This window comes from Ruthenibacterium intestinale, assembly GCF_040096265.1.
GTDB classification, from domain to species: Bacteria; Bacillota; Clostridia; order Oscillospirales; family Ruminococcaceae; genus Ruthenibacterium; species Ruthenibacterium komagatae.
This window is the reverse complement of the sequence record NZ_JBBMFA010000036.1, coordinates 1-22,662: the sequence shown is the minus strand read 5'-3', so window position 1 is coordinate 22,662 and position 22,662 is coordinate 1. Positions and strand designations below refer to the sequence as shown.

Sequence of the window (22,662 nt, the reverse complement as noted above, 5' to 3'; positions counted from 1 at the left end):
CCGGTAGTTCAGTTGGTTAGAACGCTAGCCTGTCACGCTAGAGGTCGTGAGTTCGAGCCTCATCCGGGTCGCCATTTGCTGCTATAGCTCAGTCGGTAGAGCGCATCCTTGGTAAGGATGAGGTCAGCAGTTCAAATCTGCTTAGCAGCTCCATAAAAACAGTCTTTCCAATCGGAAAGGCTGTTTTTGTTTTTTTATAAAACTATCAGAACCCTCTTGAAGTCCTTTGCTTCAAGAGGGCTCTTCTCATTTCAAAAAAAGTTCGATTGCTTTATTTAATCGATCGATCGACGCCATATCCCCATTTTCAACAGCCTCGACCAAACAATGCTCAATGTGGTCTTTCAATAGAATTTTTCCCGTATTGTTCAAAGCAGCCCGAACTGCCGCCAGCTGGATCAACACTTCTGCGCAGTCCTGTTCATTTTCCACCATGCGTTTGACTGACTCCAGATGTCCAATCGCACGGGAAAGCCGGTTCACCACCGCCTTTGTCTGTGTGTGAGAATGATGATGCCCATGTTCTGCCAGCATTTCCGGCTGCGGGCTTTGCCGCGTTTGATTTCCCACGAAACCACCTCCGATTGTGTGCCTATTGTACGAAAATGCATAAGGTCTGTCAAGAACCGCCCCTTTCCCTCACTTTCTGCTGTCAGAAAAGCACGCCATATCCCCCCATGGGGCTTCCCAAATTAAACGATACGATGTATTCTTATTGGGAAAGAACTGGCTTGTCCGCATGGAGCGGCAAAATGCAGATTGAAATCTGCTGTCTTCCATTCTTTTATGCAAAACGGCTGAAGCAATGAACACACGGACTGAAGTCCGCTGTACGCACGTCCCACAGTGCTCGCAGCGGATTTTTTCTTTTGTCCAGCACAATGAAGGAGCGATTGACGTGCAGCATTTGGGAAAAGCAATCGGGAAGAAGCTTCTGCTTTTTCTGGCGGCAATGTTCATTTTATCCTTTGTTGTCTTTGCGCTGGCACGATTGGCTCCGGGCGATCCTCTTCAGTCCTTTTACGGCGATGCGCTGGAACAAATGACGGCCTCGGAACAAGCCGCCGCACGTGCGCGACTTGGACTGGACCAGGGACTGGTGGTTCAATACGTCCAGTGGTTTCTTCATGCTCTCCATGGAGATTTTGGAATTTCGCTGAAGTACAAAATGCCGGCTTTGCAAGTGATTGCTCCACTGCTTGGAAATACGCTTTTGCTGGGTTTGATTGCTTATATACTGGTTTTTGTCTTCGCGACACTTTTGGCCGTGTTCTGCGCCCTGCACGAAGAGGATCTTTTGGATCGCCTGATCTGCAAAATCTGCACAGTTGCATACTATATCCCCAGTTTTTGGCTTGGAATTGTTTTGATCCTGATTTTCAGCATTCAGCTGGGCTGGCTCCCCAGCAGCGGCGCGTACGATGTCGGCAAGGCCAATGATCTTTTTAACCGCATTCAGCATCTGGTCCTGCCTCTGATCGTAATGCTTTCAAGCCATTTGTGGTACTACGCTTATATGATTCGCAACAAACTTCTGGACGAACTTCGCAAGGACTACGTACTGCTGGCCAAATCCAAAGGGTTGACACGCCGCCAGATTGTTTGGCGGCACTGTCTTCGCAATGTAGCCCCCACCATCGTCAGCATCATGGCCATCTCCATTCCCCATATTACCGGCGGAACCGTCATTGTGGAAGCGGTGTTCTCCTATCCCGGAATCGGCAATCTGGCGGTCGAAAGCGCCAAGTACCACGATTACAATTTGCTCATGCTTTCCGTTCTCATCACCGGAGCGCTTGTGTTTCTCGGAAGTTTCGCCGCGCAGGCTATCAACGAACAAATCGATCCGCGCATGAAAGGAAACGGGGTGATCAAATGGTAAACGATTCCTTCCGTCTGGTCGGCTCTGAATACCGAATTCATCAGCCGCAGCCGAAAAAGCAGTCTTTGCGCCAGCGTCTCAAGGGATTGCCTTTGCTTTCCATGACCATTTTTCTTTTCATCGTTTTAGGATGCATTTTTGCCGGACAGCTTGCCAACCACGACCCCACTGATTTTTATCTTCAAAATCTGAATGAAGCCCCCGGCAAAGAATTTTTCTTCGGAACTGACTCTCTTGGACGGGACATTTATTCCATGATCTGGTACGGCGGAAGAATTTCCCTGACGATCGGTTTGCTGGGGACTGCCATCATCGCAGTCATCGGCATTCTTTGGGGCTGTATCAGCGGCACCGCAAGCGAACGTGTTGATTTCATTATGATGCGCATCACGGAAATCTGCGGCAGTATTCCCTCTTTACTGTTTGTGCTCATATTGTCCGCAGCCTTTCAAGCCAACGACATTTTGTCCCTTTCCATTGTCATCGGCGCCACCGGATGGTTTGGCCTTGCGCGAATCGTCCGCAGTGAAGTTCGCCAAATTCGAAACAGTGAATATGTACTGTACGCCCGATGCTGTAACGGAAGTTTTCTGCATGTGGCCATCCAGCACCTGATTCCCAATTTTCTTTCCCCTGTGATGTTTGCCCTCGTTTCCTCCATCGGAAGCTGTATCACCCTTGAATCCTCTTTAAGCTTTCTTGGACTGGGACTTCCGATCTCTTCCATCTCCTGGGGAAGCATGCTGTCGCTCGCCAACCGGGCACTTCTTTCCAACACCTGGTGGGTCATCGTTTTTCCCGGTCTCTTCCTGGTCGTTACATTGATGTGCCTCACCAATATCGGTTCCTTTTTCCGGAAATCTGCCAATCGCAAGCCCAACAATCTGTAACTGCGGGCTCACAACGAAAGGAAAATGAATATGAAGAAATTTTTCGCATGGTTTTTATCCGCTGCTCTTTGTGTCAGTCTTTGTGCATGCAGCGCACCGACGTCCGAAACTTCTGCCGCCAATGCCGAAACTTCTAAAAGCGAAGATCTCAGCAATACGCTTGTATATGCCGGTGAATCAGAAAGTACCATCAATCCCCTTCTGAACAACCATGAGGAACTTCCCGATCTGATTTTTTCCGGGCTGATGAAATACGATGCCAACGGACAGCCCGTCCCGGATCTGGCTGAAAGCTATGATTTTGACGAGTCAACACTCACCTATACATTTCATCTTCGTCAGGATGTTCTCTGGCATGACGGCGAGCCCTTTGACGCCGAGGACGTGGTGTTCACCTATGAAGCGCTGACCAGCGACAAAACACTTTCCAGCAGCATCACCAGCAACTATGAAGACATTCGTACCATTGATTCCCCCGATGCCTATACCGTGGTGTTCACTCTTGACCAATACAGCGCCGCTATTCTCGACTATTTCACCATGGGAATCCTGCCGGAGCATTTGCTGCGGGGAGAAGACCTGAACACCTGCGCCTTTAATCAGGCGCCCATCGGAACCGGACGCTACCGTTTTGTTGAATGGGACTCCGCCGGCGGAATGATCAAACTGGAACGCAACACAGATTACTACGGGAAAGTACCCAACATCGAACGCATTATTTACCGCACCGTTTCAGACGAAACAGCCAAAGCCACCATGCTCCGGTCAGGCGAGGCAGATCTGGCCTGGCTGAACGCCAATTACGCCCACCAGTTTGAAGGAGATGGGGCTTACCGAAGCTGGGATTTCTCCACCGCAGATTACCGCGGCGTTGCCATGGATATGTCCTCTGATTTCTGGGCGCAGAACGCTGATTCCATCGGGGTGCTCAACTATGCATTGGACAAACAGGCGATCATCGACAGTGTTTTGAATGGACAAGGCGAAATCGCTTACAGTCCCATCCAGTTGAATCCTCTTGGGAGCAATCCTGACGCAGACCTTTATCCCTACGATCTCCAGCGCTTTGCGCAGGAAATGGAAGCGTTGGGCTGGGTCATGGGCTCAGATGGCCTCTATGAACGAAACGGACAGACTTTTCATTTCACTGTACAGACCCGTGAATACGAGGAAGAACGCGTGGACATCGCCAATCTGGTCTCCAGCATGCTGAGAAAAGCCGGCGTGGACATGGAAGTGGTACTGGTCACCTCATTTGACTGGAACGCCGGATATGACGGGTTCCTCGCGGGATATGCCACACAGTTTGATCCTGATATGATCTACTCGCAATTTGTAAGCAATGCCAGCGGCAACACCATGCATTACTCCAATGCGGAAGTGGACCGTTTACTGAACGAGGGCCGTCACACGCAATCGCCCGATCAGCGCAAAGAAATTTACGGTCAGTTTGAAGAAGTGTATGCACAGGCGCCCGGTATTCTCCTGGTAGCTTATCTGGATGGAAATTATGTAGGAATTTCAGGCGTTGATGGCCTTGACACAACCCGTGTACTGGGGCATCACTCTGTTGGTGTGATGTGGAACATTGAGGAGTGGACCATCAACCGATAAACAAACGCCTTTGGGCGCTGAAACGAGGTGAACTTCGATGAAACATGTGCTGAAGCTGGAACATTATTCCGTCAGTTTTGACACTCCACAGGGAGAAGTGCAGGCTGTGCGTGGAATTGATCTGGCCGTAGAGCAGGGTGAGATTCTCTGCATCGTAGGTGAATCCGGGTGTGGAAAAACCGCGCTGTGTCAAAGCGTGATGAAACTTTTGCCCCGCAGTGCCAAAATCAAATCCGGAAAAATATTCCTCGCAGGCGAAGATATCACCGATTATCGCGAAAAACAAATGCGCGCGCTTCGCGAAAATGTTGTTTCGATGGTATTTCAGGACCCCATGATGACCCTGAATCCTACCATTCCCGTTGGCCGCCAGATCACAGAGGCTATTTTAAAGCACAAAAAGATGCGCCGGGAAGAAGCCAAGGCGCTCGCCATCCAAACGCTTGCCCTGGTCGGGCTGGACGACCCTGCAGCACGTTTTGACATGCAACCTCATTTCTTATCCGGTGGCATGCGTCAGCGCTGCGTACTTGCGGTCGCTTTGGCTATGTCGCCCAGCCTTCTGCTGGCCGATGAACCAACTACTGCTTTGGATGTCACTGTCGAAACCCAAATTTTGGATCTTCTTGTAAAAATACGTGATGAAACCGGCGTCTCCATCGTATTTATTTCACACGACCTGGGAGCGGTGGCCCGAATCGCTGACCGCGTAGCCGTAATGTACGCCGGAAAAATTGTAGAAATCGGAACAGCCGAAGAAATCTATTACGATCCCAGGCATCCCTACACCTGGGCGCTGCTCTCTTCTCTTCCTGCTTTGGCACAGCCCGGCGGGACCCTGTATTCCATTCCCGGCGCACCGCCTTCGCTTCTTGACCCGCCCCGTGGCGATGCGTTTGCCGAACGCAACCCTTATGCGCTGGCCATCGATTACGAAGAGATGCCGCCTATGTTCCAGGTCAGCGACACGCACTATGCGGCCACCTGGCTGCTGGATCAGCGCGCGCCTGACATAAAACCCCCAATATCTTTGAAAGCCGGGAGCGGTCTATGGAAAAAGAATTGATTCTGGAAGCGACACATCTGTGCCAGACATTTCACATGAATGAACATTCCCGCGTGGATGCAGTCCGGGATGTTTCTCTTACCATCCATCGGGGCGAAGTGCTGGGGCTCGTTGGCGAGTCCGGGTGTGGAAAATCCACCATCGCACGTCTTGTAACCGGAATTGAACAGCCTGCCGCAGGTTCCGTTCTTTTTGAAGGGCTTCCGGTTTCCGGCCCCCATGCGGATGCAGTCCAAAAGAAAAAGCTGCACCAAAAGGTCCAGTTGATTTTCCAGGACTCCGCCGCAGCACTAAATCCCCGCATGACCGTTCAGAAAATTCTTTTAGAACCGGTACACATTCAAAAGTTCAAAGCAGGAAAAAAAGCAGCTCTGCAAAAAGCAATCCATCTGCTTGCCGAAGTTGGTCTGAATGAAACGTATCTCTCCAAATATCCCGGAGAGCTATCCGGCGGACAGAGGCAGCGTGTTGCCATCGCCCGCAGCCTGATGCTCGATCCGGAACTGATCGTTGCGGATGAACCGATTTCCTCACTCGATATTTCCATTCAGGCCCAGATCATGATGCTCTTTCTGCATCTGCGGCAGGAACGAAAATTTTCCATGCTTTTTATTGCACACGACCTCTCTGCTGTGCGCTTTATCAGCGACCGAGTTGCCGTTATGCTTCAGGGGAAAGTGGTTGAACTGGCACCCACCGAAGAGTTATTTCAGAATCCTCTTCATCCGTACACCCGCTCTCTCCTCTCCTCCATTCATGTGCCGGATCCTGTTTTCGAGCGAAATAAACGATCCATCCCCTATGACCGAACACTTCCCCTAGGGGACACTCTTCACGAAAAGCAGCCCGGACATTTTGTTCTGGAGCCTTTGCACTGATCTCGCCTGCAACATTTTTTCATAGGCCTGCTTGAAGCAGGCCTATATTTTTTCTCCGGCAGCGTCACATCTCTTTCACAACCTCTATAAAAGTCACCTTTTTTCTTCCGTTTTTCAAACAAAACGACAAAATTTAAAAAAACTGTAAAATGAAGAGAAGAATCAGCCGGAATATGCTATAATAAGACCATAAGCGCAGTGACGTTTGTCCCTTATTGAAATAACAAATTTTAAGGAGAAGTGTCTTACATGGTTCAGAAAAAAGGCGCAAAAGACTTTTTCAACATCGACGAACGGGTATCGGAACTGGCATTGATCGCCGCTCCCGGAGCAGAAGAGTTGACCGAAAAAATCAATTACCACCTGCTTCGCTGGGCAAAAGAAGCCGGATTTGAACAGGAAACATTCATCATCGAAAGCGAATGTCCGCGTTTCTCCTCCGGCGATGGTAAAGGCATGATCAAATCTTCCGTCCGCGGTGATGACATTTACCTTGTCATTGACGTAGGAAATTACAGCTGCAAGTACAATTTGTTCGGAAACCAAAATTTCATGTCCCCTGACGATCATTTCCAGAACCTGAAGCGTCTGATTCAGGCCGTTGGCGGCAAGGCACATCGTCTGAACGTCATTATGCCCATACTGTACGGCAGCCGCCAGCATCGCCGCAACTACCGCGAAAGCCTGGACTGCGCGGTAGCTCTGCAAGAACTGCAGGCCATGGGCGTGGAAAACATCATCACGTTTGATGCACATGATCCCCGTATGCAAAACGCTGTTCCCCTGATGGGCTTTGACAACGTTATGCCCACCTATCAGGTGATGAAAACCCTTTTGAAAGCGGTGCCTGACTTGAACCTGGACCGCAATCACTTTATGGTAATCAGCCCCGACGAGGGAGCCCTGAACCGCAACATGTATTATGCCAGCGTTCTGGGGGTCAATCTGGGCATGTTCTATAAGCGCCGCGACTACTCTCGCGTGGTCAACGGCCGCAACCCCATTGTCGCTCATGAATATCTGGGCGAAAGCGTTGAAAACAAAGACGTTTTCGTGGCAGACGATATCATCTCCTCCGGCGAAAGCATGCTGGACATTGCCGTCGCCCTGAAGAAACAGGGTGCCAATCGCATTTTTGCAAATGCCACCTACGCCATTTTCACCAATGGCCTGGCCGAATTTGACAAGGCCTATGAATCCGGCATGATCAACGGCGTGTTCGGTACGAACCTCACCTATCGCACGCCGGAACTCTTGCAGCGGCCCTGGTTCCACGAAGTAGATGTGTCAAAATACATCGCCTACTTCATTGCCGCTTTGAACCATGACATGTCCGTCAGCGCCATCATTGATCCGCACGAAAAGATCAAAGCACTGCTGGAACGTTCGAAACGCTAATCAAAAAGGACTCCCGTTCAAAACGGGAGTCCTTTTTTCATATTGCCAGCAATCTCTGCGCGCCGCGCCGAAGAATCCACGCCCAGCACACAGCAGCTGCAGCCGCACTGAGCAAAATCAAAATACCGCTTTGAACCGGGAAAGAAACCCAGGAGCGTGTGAACCAGCAGATTGCACCGATTACCACCGCAATCAGCATTCCGCCCAATGAAGTCACCATAACGGACGCCGACTGTTTGACGATCACCGTATCATTTTCACAGTCCATTTTTGGCAACAGCAAATTGATCAGCAAGCCCCAAAGCGCATTGCCCAGGCTATACAAAAAGCATGTCAACAGCAACAGCACCGTATGCACCACGCTCAAACGAAACGCCATCGCTGCGCAAATGCCTGCAACCAAAAGGCCCGGCCACACAACGAGCAGCTGAAGTGCAATTTTTGATAAAAAGATCGTTTTTGCCTCGACCGGTGCCTCTTTCAAAATCCAGAGATTTTTTCCTTCCAAACTGATGCAGACATTGGTGGTGCATGTAATGGAAAGCATAAACACAGCAGAAATCAGCAAAAGAACTGGAGCCGCCTCTTCCAGCTGCAGCTGCGCCAGAACGATCCGTACGTCCGCGCTGAACAGCAGTGCGGCAATCCCGCCCACAAGCAGCGCCGCTGTGCCGAACATCGTATTCGCTACATAAACCGGACACCCAAAATAGCGCCGAAGTTCTTTTTGGAGCAATGCCTGAAACAGTCCCGAAGCCTCCACCTGCACCAGCCGGTAATTTCCGCGACTTCTGTGGGAAGATAGTCCCGATACAATTTGGCGATATCGCGCACTGAAAAGAAACACCACACCCAAAAAAGGCAACAGACACAGTGCAGAAAACAGGAGCAGCGCCCAGCCATCCCCTGCCAAAGCTCGCCAAAGCAGCATAAAAGGACTGAGCCATTGATTAAGGAAGGCGGTCAATCCCTGCCTGTCCACCGCCACTTTCTGCATGCCGGTTTGAAGCCAAAACGTACCCGCAAAAATTGCGGCGATAAACAGGAAGTAGGCAATATTCGCCACCAGCGCCTTGTGCCGCATCCGACCGGATACAAATGCAACCGCATAGCCTATCAACAGGCTGCACAGTGTCGGAAGAAACGCCAGCACCAGAATAGCAATTAAAACAGCGCCCCAATATCCGAAACTCCAGTCCATCTGCCAATAGGCCTGAACGCCGGCGGCCGGCACAAGGAACAGCACACAAAAAGCCAGATTTTCCAAATAGAGCGCCAGCATCTTGGCCAGCATAACCACAAAGGCAGACACCGGTAAGCTGAGCATCAAGTCCATGTCTTTACCGCCAAACACTACGCCGCTGGCGCAAAACACTGTAAAAAGGAAACTGGCAAAACACGCCAAAGCTGCCGCCAGGGGAAACAGATAATCAATCGCACCAATGGTGTTCAAGGCCATTCCACCGCTGACACAATATGTGCCGGACAGCAAAAGCATCAACGCCCCCAGAAGCGTTAAAGCTGCTGCTCCGCTCAGCTTCTTTTTGCGCGACGACCCAAACGAAAGTGCAGCAAGCAAGGCGCGAAAGTCTATTTTCAGCAAGATCCACAGTTTACGCATTCCGCTCACCTTCCTGGGCCAATTCAAGAAAGACTGATTCAAGGTCGGAATTTCCCACAATCTGATCCGTCTTCCCCTGCTCTACAAGATGGCCCTTTTGAATGATCACAATGCGGTCGCACAGCTTCTGCGCCACTTCCAGTACATGGGTGGAAAACAAAACGGCGCCGCCCTGTCCGCACAGTTCTTTCAAAAAGCCCTTCATGACAAATGCAGCCTGAGGGTCCAGCCCCACAAACGGTTCATCCAGAATCAGCAGCTTCGGCTGGCGCATCAATGCGGAAATCAAGGCCAGTTTCTGCTTCATACCATGGCTGTAACTGCCGATGGGATCTCCCAGTGCATCCGTCATTTCAAAAGCATCCGCATACTTTCCAATGCGCTGTGTGCGCTCTTGCTTTGGAATGGAATAAAGATCTGCGATAAATTTCAAGTACGCGATTCCCGTCAAAAACTCGTACAGATCCGGATTATCCGGCAGGAACGCCGTAATCTGTTTTGCCAAAACCGGTTCGGCGTGGATGTCGTGCCCGCCGATGGTAATCGTGCCCTGCGTATAATCCAAAATGCCCGCTACACAGCGAAGCGTGGTAGTTTTTCCGGCTCCATTGTGCCCGATGAAGCCAACGATCTCGCCGGACTGCACGGAAAAAGACAAATCCTCCACCGCCTTTTTACCACCCGGATATGTTTTGGATAAATGCGAAATTTCAAGCATTCAAAATCCCTCCCAGCATCAATTAGATATTCATCTAATTGATTTGTTCCTATTATAACAGTCCGCATCGCTTTGTCAAGAGCTGCGCAAAGGTTTTGCAATAAACAGCCTCCTTCCCGCGTATTGCAGATGAAATCAATTTTCAAAGGAGGCTGTGAAGGATATGAAAAGATGGATTGCAATTTTTTGTCTGATGCTGTTTGCCTGCGGCTTATGCGCCTGTGCCGCTGATGCAGAAATGTCCGCAGAAAACACCAGTGCGGACACCGTTATGGACGAGGCGGCCGCACTGGCCGCCGAAAGCTCTTCCACTGGATCTTCCCCGCTTCTCGATGATCGGAAACTGGTGCGAAGCGCTTCCATGTCCATCGAAGCACTGGACTTTGATGCCGTTTGTGCATCACTTTTGCAGCTGACAGAAGACTTGAAAGGATACGTGGCCAGCGCTGACGTAACCACCCCTTCTTACGATGACGCAAGGCGAAGCGCCTTTTATGAGCTTCGGATCCCCAGCGAGCGCTACAACGACTTTCTGACCGGTGCAGAATCTTCCGGCAACGTTACCAATCTCCAGGAATCAGTGGAAGATATCACAAGTCAATATGTGGACGTGGAAGCGCGCCTGGAAAGTCTTCAGGCGCAGCAGGAGCGGCTTTATGAATTGCTGGAACAAGCACAGGACATCGAGACTGTCCTGGCCATTCAAAATCAACTGACGGAAATTCAATATCAAATTGAAAGTTATACCGCACAGCAACGCTCTTATGACCAACAAGTTTCCTACTCCAGTATCCGTGTCTATGTAGATGAAGTAGAGCGCGTTACAGAAAAGCAGGATACCTTCATGCAGAAACTTGGTGCAGCTTTTTCCGGAAGCTGGCGCCTGTTTGGCGAGGTTTTGCAAACGTTGATTCTCGCATTGGTCACGGGCTTTCCCTTTGTACTTCTGGGCATTTTCTGCCTGGTGCTGACCATTGTCCTTCTCCGCCGCAAAAAGCGAAAAAAACAGCCTTCTTCCGTGCCGGACAGTGATACACAGGGTAATACATAAATTCCCGATTTCAGGGCATACTAAATCCCGGAGGCGATGGCTATGAAAAAGAATTTTCAGAAGGCTCCGGACAGTTCCAGAATCCCCTTAGATGCAAAGCGAGCGATGGAAGCTGTTCGCAGTCATTCCGTTCGGCCTGCATTGTTTTATACCGAACAGGAGCAAACGCCTTGTGACGCAGGCGTCTGGGAAACCCGGGAGACAGTAAACCGCAAGCTGAAGCAGAAAGAAGAATTTCCCCTTGGATAAATTTCCCTTGTAGTTTTCACACAAATATGGTATACTTTACTCAAATGAAACAGAGGTGATTCCAATGGCATTTGAGGTACAGGAAAACCGGATCGTTTATCGGCAAAACGATGAGATTTTGGCAGAGATCACCTTTCCTGCGTGGAAAGAAAATATTGTAAACATTGACCACACGTTCGTGGACGAAACGCTGCGCGGACAGGGCGTTGCAGGGCAACTGATGCAGCGCACGGCGGAAGAACTGCGGCGGACCGGCCGCAAAGCCGTTGCCACTTGCAGCTATGCCAAAAAATGGTTTGAACAACACGAAGAATATCGTGATGTATTAAAGTAATCTGCCTTGCTTCAAACCAGATTTGAGGTGTCAACACACCTCTTCGCTGCCGATCATCCCGTATGAAAAGAAAAACCCGCACCCCCATGGGTGCGGGTTTTCTCATTGCTCGTTATGAATAGAGCACCAAAATCCACTGGTCCACAAACCGCCTCAGTGCACCAGAACCTGCACGGCGACGACGGACGCACTGCTGCAAGATGGTTTTCATCTCTTCCAATTCCTGCAAACTGAGCCCCTGTCGACTGAACACTGCTTTTTCCGCCAATTCTTTTGCCCGTTGGGGCGGTTTTGCAGTAATTCGCCTCAGTTGTTTCCAAACGGCAACCGATGCGCGGCGGCTGTTTTTTTGATTTTGTCTCTTATTGCGCTGTCGAAGAATCCATTCGCGTCGAAGCCAGCCCAAGACCATTGTTCCGAACACAACCAGCAGAACGGTCAGCAATTCTCTCGGGATTTCGGCAGACTCCGTTTCGGTTTGTGGCTGCGCCGGAGAACTCTCAGCAGGAGAGCCAATCTCTGACACTCCCTGCGAGGGCGGATTTTCCGGTGCGGAAGCCGCCGGTGGCTCCGGCTCAGATTCAGACACTATTTGAGATTGATTTGTCTGCAAAACATTCTGCGAATATCCGGGCGTCGCCTCAATGGGAATCCAGCCGACTCCCGCCTCATAATACTCCACCCAGGCATGCGCATTCTCATCCTTCACATCCGCCTGTCCGTTTTTCACCGTAACAAGATATCCATTGACGTAGCGGGCCGGTACTCCCATTGCACGCAGCGTAACCGTGACCGCCGAGGCAAAATGTACGCAGTATCCCCGCTGAGAGTGCGTCAAAAAGTATACAACAAAATCCTCATTCTCCGGCTGATAAGGCGTTTGCGAATCGTATCGTTTGTCCTCTTGAACAAAGCGGACTGCTTCCCGCGCCAGCCAGGAAGGTTCCATCTCGGAAGAAAGGCCCGCCTCCCGGGCCAGTCTGCCGACCGTTTGGGCAGTATCCTCCGGCAACGCCAAATAATTCTTTTCTACATAGGCATCATACATCGCCGTATCCGCATGGAGCAACTGAAAATCAACCGACTGCTGCGGCAGGAACTGCACACTCCAGGAAGTCCGCCCCGCGCGTGCAAAACTGCCATCGGATGTGCTGCGTGCCCCATCCGCATCAAAGGTCCAGTAAGGAGTATACAGCAGGTTGGTTTTATCCTTTTCCGAGGTAATGGTCATTTGAGCTGTTGTCCCCGAACCGGATTCCGCCAGCATCATCCCGGGCCACAGCAACACTTCCCCCAGCTGCGCATCGGACAGCGGTTTGTCCCAGCGTGTCCCGGTATAGTCTCCCCTTGCCTCTCCCCGCAAATAATATGTCCCGTCTGCTGTACAGGTCACTTTCAGCATGGTTTGTCCCGTATAGACCCGTGGTCCCGCCTGCTCCAAATTGGTCCATTCGAACACCGGAACTTTCGAGGTGACTCCCAGCTGCAGAGGCGACTTGCCCTCTGCAGCGCGCGTTGCCCATGTGCTGACGGTCTTTTGAATTTCCAGCGCCCAGGAAGGCGGCTCCTTTTTTTCATGCGGAATCACCCACAGCAGGCCGCCTAAAAGAACTAGCACAACCGGCATGAGCATCCAGACTGTTTTTGCCGCACGCACTGGATCGACACGTCTGAAAACCTGCGAAAAGAGCATCAGAACCCAAAACAGCATCACCGACAGCAACGGAAGATCCGCCGCGACCTGCGTCACCACCAGCGGCAGGCAGAAGCCGGGCAGCGTGACCAGCAGGCTCGCGGCAAAAGAACGCCACACCAGCACCGTCACAGCCAAAAGCAACGCAGTCACGGACACCATCATTCCCAGAAAGAATTGAAGAGCTTCGCGGGATGCCCTCATAAACAGGACAGGAACATTGGCAAACCAAACATGGTAGTCCGATGTCACCTCATAAACAAATCCGCAAAAACCTTCTCTGAAAGAGGTATGTCCTACAAGCAGTATCGCCGCCCAGACGCCCCACAACAGGAGCATCCATCTTCCTCTTTTGCGGCCGAAACTCAAAAGCGCAGTGGCCAGACACGCCGTACCGCTTCCCATCGCCACCGGCAACCAGCCAGATTCCATTCCAAATCCGCTGCTGGCGGACAGAACCGCGCCTACAGCGCCCAAGTTCAGCAAAAGCGCATTGGCGAGGAAAAGAAAGAAGCGTTCCCCCTGTTTCATTCTGTACGCTCCTTTCGCCGCGGGCGGATCTCGTAGTGCCAATCCACCTGCCCGGTAAAAGTTTGCGCCCGTTTGGCGCACGTCTCATCCGCCGGAGCATGAAGCAAAAGCAGCAAAAGCTGCTCCAGATCCTCGCCCAACTCCAGCTGCGCGGCATATTTCTTTCCATCTCCCGCACAAGACCACACAATCAGATGCCGCACGCCCAAACGCAGCAGCCGCCGTGAAAGCCAATACAACTGGCCCAATACGCTGTCCATCTCTTCCGCATCCGGCGAGATGGAAAAGCTGAGGCTCGCATAAATGCTTCTGGGTTCCAGCGGTTCCCGCACAATCAAGTCCCCTGTTTGGGCAGATCTTTTCCAATGGACCATTCGCATCGGATCGCCCGGCCGGTACTCTCTCAGCTCATAATCCTCAGCGGAGCCACCGTCTCGCTTGGGGACCATGGATCGGCTGAGCGCCAGATCCGGCATTTGCGGCACTGGCTTGGGGCATTCCGGCTGCGGAAGGACCGCCAATGTCACCGGGAGCGGCCTCTTCATACGAAACCGAAACAACCCCAGGAGGTCACAGCCCCACACCGACTCGACCGTGCATTGAAAAATCCCGCAATGAGTGGTATCCACCGCCCACAGAACCGGATCTTTTCCGCTGGCCCTCACAACACGTGCTTCTTTTTTCACTCCGCCCGGATTACTGCAATTCACAACCGCAATTTTCCATTTTACAACGGGGAGAACGCCATGGGCTGTTACTCCTGTTTTCCAGAAGGTTTCGCGCCCGATCACGGTCTTGGATGGTGCAGAGAGCGTTGCGGTACATTTCCAAAACAGAGGCAAACTGTAAAGCAGCGATAAAACAGGGAGCAAAGCAGTCAGAATCAGAAAGAAAAACGACAGATAGCCAAAATAGAAAGAGTAAAACAAAACTTCGCATACAACAACTGCGCCGTATGCGGCCCGATTGCGCCACATATCAGCGAATTTGCGGAACTGATACTGTCCGCAAAATTTCTTTCAAAAGCGAATCTGCATCCTCCGCCTGCGGTGCAAGTCTCAAACGATGACCGATGGTACAGCAATAAACGCGCTGCACATCTGCCGGAGTCACATAATCGCGTCCGCGCAAAAACGCAGAAGCCCTGGCCATCTGCGCCAACGCCACCGTGGCGCGCGGGCTTGCCCCCTGCAGAACATCCGCGTGCTCCCGGGTGGCTGCATTCAATTCCACAATATACCGCAGCACCGAATCGCTGATATACAGTGTCCTCACTTCTTTTCGCAACACCAGCAATTCACGCCGCTCCATCACCTGCTGTACATTTTTTAAAAGTGCGCTCTTCTGCTTACGGCGAAGAAGTTCCAATTCCGCATCCGCGCTGGGGTACCCCAGCGAAAGGCGCACCATAAAACGATCCATCTGCGAATCCGGAAGCAGTTGCGTACCGGAAGCCCCGGTTGGGTTTTGCGTCGCAATGACCACAAAGGGACGCGGCACCGCATGGGTCACGCCGTCCACGGTAACCTGTTTTTCCTCCATGGCCTCCAAAAGTGCCGACTGCGTGCGCGCGGTGGCACGGTTGAGTTCATCGGCCAAAAACAGGTTGCACAGCACTGCTCCCGGCTGATACTCCATCTCGCCGGTCTCCTTGCGATAGATGGAAAACCCGGTGATATCAGAAGGCAGCACATCCGGCGTAAATTGCATACGCCTGCAGTCCAGTGCAAGTGCCCGTGCAAACGCAAGCGCCAGCGTAGTTTTGCCCACGCCCGGCACATCTTCCAGCAAAATATGGCCGCCCGCAAGAATCGCCATCAGCGACTGGACGATCACATCGTCTTTTCCCACTACGGCTTTTTTCACTTCTTCCACAATTTGAACCGTCTTACTCATAGACCTCTCCTCAAATCAGCCAATTGAGCGGAACGAAAAAGAAATACGGCGCAGTCGCTGCCGCAAGAACCAAAGACAGGCGCCGTTTGGTTGCATCCGGAAGCGCCTGTTTCTGAAATGTGAAGCGGCGATTGAGAACATAAATCACACATGCTGAAACAAGGACCGCCAGAGCAGTGGCGAGCAGAGCCGCCGGATGCTGCCACGGATCGACCATAAAAGCCTCCAGAAAGGCCGCTTGCGTCTCCCCCTTTAAAAACAGCGACGCAGCGCCATACACAAGAGCCATAACACCCGCGCCGGCCAGATCCGCCAAAAAACCAAACACCCAGACACGGAAAATGCTTTTTACGTAAAGCTCCTTTTTCTTTCTCAGCCGCATTGCCGCAACCGCAACCAGAAGGACCAGGCTGTCAAACACCCAGTTGACCGGCACGACCAAAAGCCAGGTGACCGGAAAAAACAGCAGCATCCACAGCGGAAAGAACACATTGTATAAGCGGGTCTTGTGTTTCACTGCTCACCCGCCTCCTTTGTTCGGAAGCGAATCAAACCTGTTTTTTCATCCATGGAATCTACAATCGCAAGGCTCTCCACCTGCACGCCTGTTGCACGAATTCGGTCTCCGCCACGCTGAAAACCTTTTTCAATGGCGATTCCCACGCCTTCCACCACGGCTCCTGCGTCTTTCACCAAAGACATCAATCCTTCCAGCGCACAGCCATTGGCCAAAAAATCGTCCAGAATCAACACGTGATCCTCCGGGCCAATGTATTTTCGAGATACGATCACTTCATATTCTCGTCCGTGCGTAAAAGAGTGAATCTGTGTAGCATACACCTCTCCGTCGATGTTGATGCTCTTGGCTTTCTTTGCAAAAACGACCGGCACATGAAAATGGCGCGCAGCAATACAGGCAATGCCGATACCGGAAGCTTCAATCGTCAAAATTTTATTGATGGGTCTATTCGCAAAAAGGCGTTTCCACTCTTCAGCCATCGCATCAAACAAATCCACGTCCATTTGGTGGTTCAAAAAGCTGTCTACCTTTAATACTCCGCCGGCCTTGACAACGCCGTCTTTTTGGATTCTCTCCTCCAGTAATTTCAAACAAAATGCCTCCTCTTTTTCCTTCGCAGAGGGTTTTATTCAGTTTACCATAGAGGCCTGCTTCAATGCAATCATTCTTCTCTCGCCATCGACATTGTTGGTGCCTGCAAAACAGAAAAAGCGTGCTTAAAAAGCACGCTTTTGGACTTATCCCAACGAAACGCCCATTCTGCGGGCTACCGTCAGCATATCGCAGGTTTCCGGGACCAGCTTGGTCTTTCCCGCAATATCTTTCAAAGGATTTTCGGTGACAATATTGTTCTTCATGGCAACTGCTACACCATAGTGGTCCGCCTCGACCAGCTTGGCTGCATGTGTGCCAAACTCAGTTGCCAAAACGCGGTCATACGCGGAAGGACTTCCGCCGCGCTGCATATGCCCCGGTACACAGACACGGGTTTCGAATCCCGTCATCTGCTCGATTTGATGCGCAATTCGATTGGTAGCAGTTACCTCGCCCCGCTCCGCACGACGCGCTGCACGCTCCTTTTTCTTCATCCCGGCTTCCGTTACGTCGTAAACGCCTTCCGCCACCGCAAGAATGGAAAATGTCTTTCCCTGCTCGCTCCGCTTCTGAATTGCCGCGCAAACATTTTCAATATTGTAAGGCAACTCCGGGATCAGGATAATATCCGCGCCGCCCGCAATACCGGAATACAACGTCAGCCAGCCAGCCTTGTTTCCCATCAGCTCAATCACCATGCAACGACGGTGGCTGGAAGCAGTCGTGTGAATCCGGTCAATTACCTCTGTAGCAATGTCGACCGCCGTATGAAACCCGAATGTAACGTCGGTTCCGTAAATATCATTGTCGATGGTTTTCGGCAAACCGATAATGTTCAGGCCCTCTTCGCTCAAAAGATTTGCTGTTTTGTGCGTTCCGTTTCCGCCAAGACAAAGCAGGCAATCCAGCCGGGCATCTTTATAAGTCTTTTTCATGGCTGCCACTTTATCGACCTTGTCCTCTTCCACAACCTTCATCATTTTGAACGGTGTGCGTTTGGTGCCAAGAATCGTACCGCCCACAGTCAGAATACCGGAAAATTCGTGCGGCTCCATTACGCGCCACTCGCCGGCAATCAGGCCCGCGTAGCCATTGGCAATTCCGATGATTTCCACATCGTTGCCAAAGCGCTGGTACAACGCTTTGGCCGCTCCGCGAATGGTGGCGTTCAAACCAGGGCAATCCCCGCCTGACGTCAGAATTCCAACTCTCTTTTTCATTGAAATACCTCCCTTGTTTATCGAAATCCCTGCACAAACAGACTGGCTTTATCCGCGCACAGGCATTGGAAGCAGAAGTAATAACAAAACCATAATGATAATGCTTACCACAATGCTGATGGAATTGATCACAGCAGCCATGGTTCCGTCACATCCGGCTTCTATCGTGATCATCGTTGCGCAGCTGGCCACCGGTGCCATTGTCATGACGACCAGCGTCCGAACGGTTTCCGGTGGAGCCGGCAGGAAAAACCACAACCCCGCCGCAAAGAGCCCACAGATCACATAACGCGTGACCAAGGTTGTCAAAATGAGCCCGTAGCCGCTTTTCGGGAGCTGCACTTCAAACAGAATGCCCACACAGAGCATCGCCAAAAAGGCGTTTGCAGAACCCGCCATGGAGATCACATCCATCACAAGCGCAGGCGGCTGCCAATGCACAATACTGAAAACTACCATCAGGATATATGCCCAAATACTGGGTGTGGTAAACAGCTTGCGAAAAATATCTCCCAGCGTTACTTTTTTGCCACCCTGTTCCATTGCCTTCTGTGCCAGCGCAATGTTGGGACCAAAGGTAAAAAGTGCGCTTCCGCCGTCGTACATTCCCATTGCCGCAAAGGCATCACTGCTCACAAGAGCTGACAAAAAAGGAATGGCAAAATTGCCGTTGTTGAAGGTGTTCACATTGAGAATCATCAAGCCGCGCTCCGGGCCAGGCCTTCCCTTTGAAAAAAAGAAACCGGCGCTCAACAGCAAAACGTTCAAAAGCATCGCGGACAGAAAAATAATTACAAAAGAGGAGTTAAAGGATGCGTTCGCCGCTCCTTTTAAAACAGCCGCCGGCAAAGTGACGTTCATAATCAGCGCAGACAAAAATCCCGCATCTTCCTTTTTCAATACACGAAGCCGCTTCAACGTGTATCCGCCTGCCAAAACAACCAGATAAACCAGGCTGTTTTCCAGGGTTGTAAGTGTGTCCATGGTGTTGATCTCCCCTTAACTGCGGTTCTAGTATAGCACAGGATTTCGGTTAGGTACAGCATTTCTGTGCCATAGAAAACAAAAAATCGCAGCAAACATTTCGTCTGCTGCGATATGGTCGGAGTATGGAGATTTGAACTCCAGGCCTCTTGGTCCCGAACCAAGCGCGCTACCATCTGCGCTATACCCCGAAAGAAAACGGCAGCTGATTGGCTGCCGTTCGTGGTTGCGGAAGAAGGATTCGAACCCTCACAATACGAGTCAGAGTCGCAGGTGCTACCATTACACAATTCCGCATCGTGTCTCCGCTGATGTGTTTATCATTCAGAGCGCTTTATTATTATATAAAGCAATCGAGAAAAAGTCAACACCTTTTCGGCAAAAATTTCAAAAAAAATAATTTGCCTTTCCGATCGCACTTGCATTTCATGTTCGTTTCCATTATGATATGGTAAAAAGACGCATTTAGGATGGTGTAATAACATGGCAGAATTCAAGTACGAAATTACCGAGCGGATCGCAGTACTCTCTCAAAGCCCCAACGGGTGGGAACGCCAGCTCAACATGGTCAGCTGGAACGACCGTGAACCCAAATATGATATTCGTGACTGGGCTCCCGACAACAGCAAAATGGGAAAAGGGATCAGTCTTTCTCACGATGAGATTGCCATTTTGAAGGGCATTCTGAACGAGCTTGAGATTTGATTATGGATTACAAAGCAGAATTTATCCGGATCTTCTCCGAAAACGTGACGCGGCCCGGCGCGGATAAACTTTTGGACTGGCTGGCAACGACCGATTTCTACACTGCCCCCGCCTCTACCCGGTTCCATGGGGCCTGTGAATCCGGCCTTGTGATGCACAGTCTGAACGTATATCATGTTCTCACCGAACGATATTTTCACGCAGAAGAGGACAGTCTGGAAACCTATACAATCGTTTCGCTTCTTCATGACCTGTGCAAAGCAAACTACTATAAAGCAGGCTTTCGGAACGTAAAAAACGACACTACCGGGCAATGGGAGAAAGTTCCCAATTTTACAGTACAGGACGCCTTTCCCTATGGGCATGGAGAGAAAAGCGTTTATTTGATTGAACGTTTTCTTCGGCTGAAAACCGCTGAAGCGGTTGCCATCCGCTGGCATATGGGCGGCTTTGACGACTCCGTGCGCGGTGGAAGCTTCACGATCAGCAATGCCTATGACCAGTATCCTCTGGCTGTGAAATTGCATTTGGCTGACTTGGAGGCAACCTATCTTTTGGAAAAAGGGACCAGCAGTGTAAATCGAAAATAAAAGCAATCAGCCCCCGTTTATGCCATAAACGGGGGCTGATTTTTTTCGTTTGCTTCAAAATACACTTTCAATGTGTGTCAAACCAGCTGCAGCTTCGCCAAAAGCTGATCTTTGGAAACCAAACCAACGCTGCGTGCACTTTCTTTTCCTTCACGCAGGCACACCACAGTAGGAATGCTCATCACCCCAAACTGTTGGGCCAAATCCGGCTGCTCGTCCACATTTACCTTGCAGACCTTCCATTCAGAGTGCTCCTGTGCAATCTGCTCTACCACAGGCGCCAGCATCCGGCACGGACCGCACCAGGAAGCCCAGAAATCTACCAGAACAACTCCTTTTTCTGTTTCCTGTACAAAATTTTGTTTGGTCAAATCTAAAGCCATAACCAAGACCTCCTTGTCTTATATATACTATACCACACAAGTACAGATTATACAAGAGATGTTTCATGGCAATAAAAAAGCCGGCAAAGCCGGCTTTTTTATTACTTACCATTTAAAAGCTGATTCAAGTTTTCCAGCAATGCATCCGAGAGGGTCGTTTCATGGGCCACCGAATCCTCCGAAGACGCTTTGGTGGCAGCAGACTGCTCCACAGCGGCAGTTCTGGGCTCTATCATCTGGGGAATCGGAGCATCATAAGGAATAATAACCGGCTCCTGCGGCACTGCTGTACTGCGCTTGACTGTGCTGGCAGGTGTGCGGCGAATCCGTGGCATTTGCTCCGGAGCCGGCGCACTTTGGGTGGCAGGTTCTTCAGGGAAAGCCGTGTATGGTTGAGAGAACGAAGCGACCGGTGTAACCGGCGTAGGAGACGGAACATACTCCTCTTCCCACTGTTGCGGCTGAAGTTCTCTCTGTTCGGGATAGGACGGTGTGTGCGGCACAGAATCATCAAAAGGTGCGAACGGCATCGCGGTCGGGCGATGCAAATGTCCTGTTACCGGCTGCTGAACCACCTGCTGCCGGTCGTAAGGGTATTGGGTTGTCTGTGCGCGGCGCCGTTCTTTTTCCTGTTCCTGAGAAACACGACGATAAAGCGCTTCGTTCCACTGAGCATCCCGCGCCTGCTGCGTCTGTCCGGAACCCGAAACAACACCAGCCCGCGCCCTGCGCAAGTCTTCCCGCGCCAACGCATCGTAATATTGATCCTTCTGTTCTTCTTCGCAGCGAACTCGCTCCAGGGAAGCACGGTACCGCGCCTCGTCAAACGGCTCCTGCGTGCCCGTATAAGCCGATGCAACCGGCTGATCTGTTGTCTGCCCAGCCCTTGGCGGCGGCGCATAATGCGGCACAGGCGTCTGCTGGGGATAATTCTGCATTTGCACGCCCAGCTTCTCCAAATCTCTTTGGGTGTTTTCCAAAGCTGCCGCAATTCCATCGGTCGCTTTCAACAGCTCATTGGAGGCGGACACAATTTCCTCGTTCACATGGGCAAGCTGCGATTTCAGCACCAAAACGCTGGCGGCAATACTGTCTGCCGATTCGGACATCTTGGCTTTCAGCAAAGTTTTCTCCTCATTGGCTTTTGCCAGAATCAATGCAGCCTGACTGTCGGCCTGATCCAGTTTGACCTGCGCTTTCGCCTGTGCTTCCTTAACCAAATCATCCGCTTTCACTTTTGCCTTTTCCAGAACAAGCTTCGCCTGCGCCGCCAGCTGCTCCCGTTCACTGAGAGCCGTCTTCTGCTTTGCCTCGTACACGCGGATGCTCTCTTCCAGCTTGGCAATTTTATCTGTCAGGCCGGTATTCTCCTGACGCAGCTGCTCCAGTTCCTTTTCACGCGCAAGAAGGCGCTGACGGAACGCAGACGCATCCGAAGACGACTTTCTCAGCTCTTGCTGAAGCTGATCCGCCTGCTTTGCCGCAGACTCTGCTCGTGCCTTTTCCGTTTCCAGCTGCACGCATACATCTTTGGTACGGTTCAAAAACGTTTCGTGCTCCTGCTGCAGACTGGCCAGCTTTCCCTCTGCGGTCTGCTGTTCCTGCAAAGAGGCACTCAGTTCTTTTTGAAGTTTTTCAATGGTCTCCCCCAGCGCTTTTGCCTTTTCGGCGTTGGCAGCTGAAATGCGCTCAATATAGCTCAGAACTTCTACACGATTGAAGCCGAACAATTCTCCGCGAAAAACCTTTTGTCCTTCAGAATCCTGCGTTTTATCCGACAACAGAGCGCACCTCCCCTCACATAAGCTTTATACGGCAAAAAGCGGGGCCGTTGGCCCCGCGTTT

23 protein-coding genes and 3 tRNA genes are annotated in these 22,662 nt (G+C 51.2%); 12 read left to right on the top strand and 14 right to left on the bottom strand.

The annotated features are described in order from the left end of the window. Positions 1-77 precede the first annotated feature (77 nt). Positions 78-153: transfer RNA gene (locus tag WMO24_RS01505), tRNA-Thr, on the top strand. A gap of 93 nt (positions 154-246) precedes the next feature. Here WMO24_RS01505 and WMO24_RS01500 read toward each other — a convergent pair. After that, positions 247-534, bottom strand: a complete 288-nt coding sequence (locus tag WMO24_RS01500; RefSeq protein WP_349214382.1) for a metal-sensing transcriptional repressor — start codon at positions 532-534, stop codon at positions 247-249. A gap of 418 nt (positions 535-952) precedes the next feature. Between WMO24_RS01500 and WMO24_RS01495 the strand changes: the two genes are divergently transcribed. The 6 genes from WMO24_RS01495 to WMO24_RS01470 all read left to right on the top strand — a co-directional run bounded on the left by WMO24_RS01495 (position 953) and on the right by WMO24_RS01470 (position 7,728). Then, positions 953-1,882 (top strand): ABC transporter permease, encoded by a 930-nt coding sequence (locus WMO24_RS01495; protein WP_349214380.1) that lies wholly within the window; start codon positions 953-955, stop codon positions 1,880-1,882. Next, positions 1,876-2,772 (top strand): ABC transporter permease, encoded by an 897-nt coding sequence (locus tag WMO24_RS01490; protein WP_349214378.1) that lies wholly within the window; start codon positions 1,876-1,878, stop codon positions 2,770-2,772. Before WMO24_RS01495 ends, WMO24_RS01490 begins: the two co-directional genes overlap by 7 nt. Positions 2,773-2,802: 30 nt before the next feature. After that, on the top strand, positions 2,803-4,386 hold the full coding sequence (locus WMO24_RS01485; protein WP_349214376.1) for an ABC transporter substrate-binding protein: 1,584 nt from the start codon (positions 2,803-2,805) through the stop codon (positions 4,384-4,386). A gap of 37 nt (positions 4,387-4,423) precedes the next feature. Beyond that, positions 4,424-5,452: an ABC transporter ATP-binding protein gene (locus WMO24_RS01480; RefSeq protein ID WP_349214374.1), complete on the top strand. Its 1,029-nt coding sequence runs from the start codon at positions 4,424-4,426 to the stop codon at positions 5,450-5,452. Beyond that, complete coding sequence (locus WMO24_RS01475) at positions 5,437-6,330, top strand: ATP-binding cassette domain-containing protein (RefSeq protein ID WP_349214373.1); 894 nt, start codon at positions 5,437-5,439, stop codon at positions 6,328-6,330. The genes WMO24_RS01480 and WMO24_RS01475 overlap by 16 nt, the downstream gene beginning before the upstream one ends. Before the next feature lie 249 nt (positions 6,331-6,579). Next, positions 6,580-7,728 (top strand): ribose-phosphate pyrophosphokinase, encoded by a 1,149-nt coding sequence (locus WMO24_RS01470; RefSeq protein WP_349214372.1) that lies wholly within the window; start codon positions 6,580-6,582, stop codon positions 7,726-7,728. Positions 7,729-7,765: 37 nt separating this feature from the next. Here the strand turns inward: WMO24_RS01470 and WMO24_RS01465 are convergent, their stop codons facing one another. Together WMO24_RS01465 and WMO24_RS01460 are read right to left on the bottom strand one after the other, a co-directional pair. Continuing rightward, the gene (locus WMO24_RS01465; protein ID WP_349214370.1) at positions 7,766-9,349 is read right to left on the bottom strand and encodes a hypothetical protein; all 1,584 of its coding nucleotides are present in this window, start codon (positions 9,347-9,349) and stop codon (positions 7,766-7,768) included. Next, entirely contained in the window at positions 9,342-10,067 is a 726-nt protein-coding gene (locus tag WMO24_RS01460) for an ABC transporter ATP-binding protein (protein ID WP_349214369.1), read from the bottom strand. The genes WMO24_RS01465 and WMO24_RS01460 overlap by 8 nt, the downstream gene beginning before the upstream one ends. 163 nt (positions 10,068-10,230) lie before the next feature. Here WMO24_RS01460 and WMO24_RS01455 point away from each other — a divergent pair, with 163 nt between their 5' ends. The 3 genes from WMO24_RS01455 (at position 10,231) to WMO24_RS01445 (ending at position 11,701) form a co-directional block, all read left to right on the top strand. Further along, positions 10,231-11,118: a DUF4349 domain-containing protein gene (locus WMO24_RS01455; RefSeq protein WP_349214367.1), complete on the top strand. Its 888-nt coding sequence runs from the start codon at positions 10,231-10,233 to the stop codon at positions 11,116-11,118. A gap of 42 nt (positions 11,119-11,160) precedes the next feature. Then, positions 11,161-11,367, top strand: a complete 207-nt coding sequence (locus WMO24_RS01450) for a hypothetical protein (RefSeq protein ID WP_349214365.1) — start codon at positions 11,161-11,163, stop codon at positions 11,365-11,367. A 64-nt stretch (positions 11,368-11,431) separates the two neighbouring features. Further along, positions 11,432-11,701: a GNAT family N-acetyltransferase gene (locus WMO24_RS01445; RefSeq protein ID WP_349214363.1), complete on the top strand. Its 270-nt coding sequence runs from the start codon at positions 11,432-11,434 to the stop codon at positions 11,699-11,701. Between the two features lie 112 nt (positions 11,702-11,813). On the opposite strand, the gene WMO24_RS01440 is transcribed toward WMO24_RS01445, so the two are convergent. From WMO24_RS01440 to WMO24_RS01400, 9 genes are all read right to left on the bottom strand, one after another. Further along, complete coding sequence (locus tag WMO24_RS01440; protein WP_349214361.1) at positions 11,814-13,925, bottom strand: transglutaminase TgpA family protein; 2,112 nt, start codon at positions 13,923-13,925, stop codon at positions 11,814-11,816. Beyond that, entirely contained in the window at positions 13,922-14,611 is a 690-nt protein-coding gene (locus WMO24_RS01435) for a DUF58 domain-containing protein (protein ID WP_349214359.1), read from the bottom strand. The genes WMO24_RS01440 and WMO24_RS01435 overlap by 4 nt, the downstream gene beginning before the upstream one ends. Before the next feature lie 292 nt (positions 14,612-14,903). After that, on the bottom strand, positions 14,904-15,821 hold the full coding sequence (locus WMO24_RS01430; protein ID WP_349214358.1) for an AAA family ATPase: 918 nt from the start codon (positions 15,819-15,821) through the stop codon (positions 14,904-14,906). Positions 15,822-15,831: 10 nt separating this feature from the next. After that, entirely contained in the window at positions 15,832-16,338 is a 507-nt protein-coding gene (locus WMO24_RS01425) for a hypothetical protein (RefSeq protein WP_349214356.1), read from the bottom strand. Next, entirely contained in the window at positions 16,335-16,931 is a 597-nt protein-coding gene (locus tag WMO24_RS01420; RefSeq protein WP_349214354.1) for a xanthine phosphoribosyltransferase, read from the bottom strand. Before WMO24_RS01420 ends, WMO24_RS01425 begins: the two co-directional genes overlap by 4 nt. Positions 16,932-17,078: 147 nt before the next feature. Beyond that, positions 17,079-18,155 (bottom strand): 6-phosphofructokinase, encoded by a 1,077-nt coding sequence (locus tag WMO24_RS01415; protein WP_349214352.1) that lies wholly within the window; start codon positions 18,153-18,155, stop codon positions 17,079-17,081. A 48-nt stretch (positions 18,156-18,203) separates the two neighbouring features. Then, positions 18,204-19,139: an AEC family transporter gene (locus tag WMO24_RS01410; protein WP_349214351.1), complete on the bottom strand. Its 936-nt coding sequence runs from the start codon at positions 19,137-19,139 to the stop codon at positions 18,204-18,206. A gap of 115 nt (positions 19,140-19,254) precedes the next feature. Continuing rightward, positions 19,255-19,330, bottom strand: a tRNA-Pro gene (locus tag WMO24_RS01405). Between the two features lie 32 nt (positions 19,331-19,362). Continuing rightward, positions 19,363-19,436: transfer RNA gene (locus WMO24_RS01400), tRNA-Gln, on the bottom strand. 186 nt (positions 19,437-19,622) lie between these two features. On the opposite strand from WMO24_RS01400, the gene WMO24_RS01395 reads away from it, so the two are divergent. Both WMO24_RS01395 and WMO24_RS01390 read left to right on the top strand, forming a co-directional pair. Beyond that, positions 19,623-19,844 (top strand): YdbC family protein, encoded by a 222-nt coding sequence (locus WMO24_RS01395; protein ID WP_349214349.1) that lies wholly within the window; start codon positions 19,623-19,625, stop codon positions 19,842-19,844. Positions 19,845-19,846: 2 nt separating this feature from the next. Then, positions 19,847-20,434: a hydrolase gene (locus WMO24_RS01390; RefSeq protein WP_349214347.1), complete on the top strand. Its 588-nt coding sequence runs from the start codon at positions 19,847-19,849 to the stop codon at positions 20,432-20,434. Between the two features lie 77 nt (positions 20,435-20,511). Here WMO24_RS01390 and trxA read toward each other — a convergent pair whose 3' ends face one another. Both trxA and WMO24_RS01380 read right to left on the bottom strand, forming a co-directional pair. Continuing rightward, the gene (gene trxA / locus WMO24_RS01385) at positions 20,512-20,817 is read right to left on the bottom strand and encodes a thioredoxin (protein WP_349214346.1); all 306 of its coding nucleotides are present in this window, start codon (positions 20,815-20,817) and stop codon (positions 20,512-20,514) included. Positions 20,818-20,918: 101 nt separating this feature from the next. Continuing rightward, entirely contained in the window at positions 20,919-22,598 is a 1,680-nt protein-coding gene (locus WMO24_RS01380) for a coiled-coil domain-containing protein (RefSeq protein WP_349214344.1), read from the bottom strand. Positions 22,599-22,662: the final 64 nt, after the last annotated feature.

Bases quoted from the DNA above. Each gene is read 5' to 3' on its own strand.
- WMO24_RS01500 (WP_349214382.1), bottom strand. From the start codon at position 534: ATGCTGGCAGAACATGGGCATCATCATTCTCACACACAGACAAAGGCG.
- WMO24_RS01495 (WP_349214380.1), top strand. From the start codon at position 953: ATGTTCATTTTATCCTTTGTTGTCTTTGCGCTGGCACGATTGGCTCCG.
- WMO24_RS01490 (WP_349214378.1), top strand. From the start codon at position 1,876: ATGGTAAACGATTCCTTCCGTCTGGTCGGCTCTGAATACCGAATTCAT.
- WMO24_RS01485 (WP_349214376.1), top strand. From the start codon at position 2,803: ATGAAGAAATTTTTCGCATGGTTTTTATCCGCTGCTCTTTGTGTCAGT.
- WMO24_RS01480 (WP_349214374.1), top strand. From the start codon at position 4,424: ATGAAACATGTGCTGAAGCTGGAACATTATTCCGTCAGTTTTGACACT.
- WMO24_RS01475 (WP_349214373.1), top strand. From the start codon at position 5,437: ATGGAAAAAGAATTGATTCTGGAAGCGACACATCTGTGCCAGACATTT.
- WMO24_RS01470 (WP_349214372.1), top strand. From the start codon at position 6,580: ATGGTTCAGAAAAAAGGCGCAAAAGACTTTTTCAACATCGACGAACGG.
- WMO24_RS01465 (WP_349214370.1), bottom strand. From the start codon at position 9,349: ATGCGTAAACTGTGGATCTTGCTGAAAATAGACTTTCGCGCCTTGCTT.
- WMO24_RS01460 (WP_349214369.1), bottom strand. From the start codon at position 10,067: ATGCTTGAAATTTCGCATTTATCCAAAACATATCCGGGTGGTAAAAAG.
- WMO24_RS01455 (WP_349214367.1), top strand. From the start codon at position 10,231: ATGAAAAGATGGATTGCAATTTTTTGTCTGATGCTGTTTGCCTGCGGC.
- WMO24_RS01450 (WP_349214365.1), top strand. From the start codon at position 11,161: ATGAAAAAGAATTTTCAGAAGGCTCCGGACAGTTCCAGAATCCCCTTA.
- WMO24_RS01445 (WP_349214363.1), top strand. From the start codon at position 11,432: ATGGCATTTGAGGTACAGGAAAACCGGATCGTTTATCGGCAAAACGAT.
- WMO24_RS01440 (WP_349214361.1), bottom strand. From the start codon at position 13,925: ATGAAACAGGGGGAACGCTTCTTTCTTTTCCTCGCCAATGCGCTTTTG.
- WMO24_RS01430 (WP_349214358.1), bottom strand. From the start codon at position 15,821: ATGAGTAAGACGGTTCAAATTGTGGAAGAAGTGAAAAAAGCCGTAGTG.
- WMO24_RS01415 (WP_349214352.1), bottom strand. From the start codon at position 18,155: ATGAAAAAGAGAGTTGGAATTCTGACGTCAGGCGGGGATTGCCCTGGT.
- WMO24_RS01410 (WP_349214351.1), bottom strand. From the start codon at position 19,139: ATGGACACACTTACAACCCTGGAAAACAGCCTGGTTTATCTGGTTGTT.
- WMO24_RS01395 (WP_349214349.1), top strand. From the start codon at position 19,623: ATGGCAGAATTCAAGTACGAAATTACCGAGCGGATCGCAGTACTCTCT.
- WMO24_RS01390 (WP_349214347.1), top strand. From the start codon at position 19,847: ATGGATTACAAAGCAGAATTTATCCGGATCTTCTCCGAAAACGTGACG.
- trxA (WP_349214346.1), bottom strand. From the start codon at position 20,817: ATGGCTTTAGATTTGACCAAACAAAATTTTGTACAGGAAACAGAAAAA.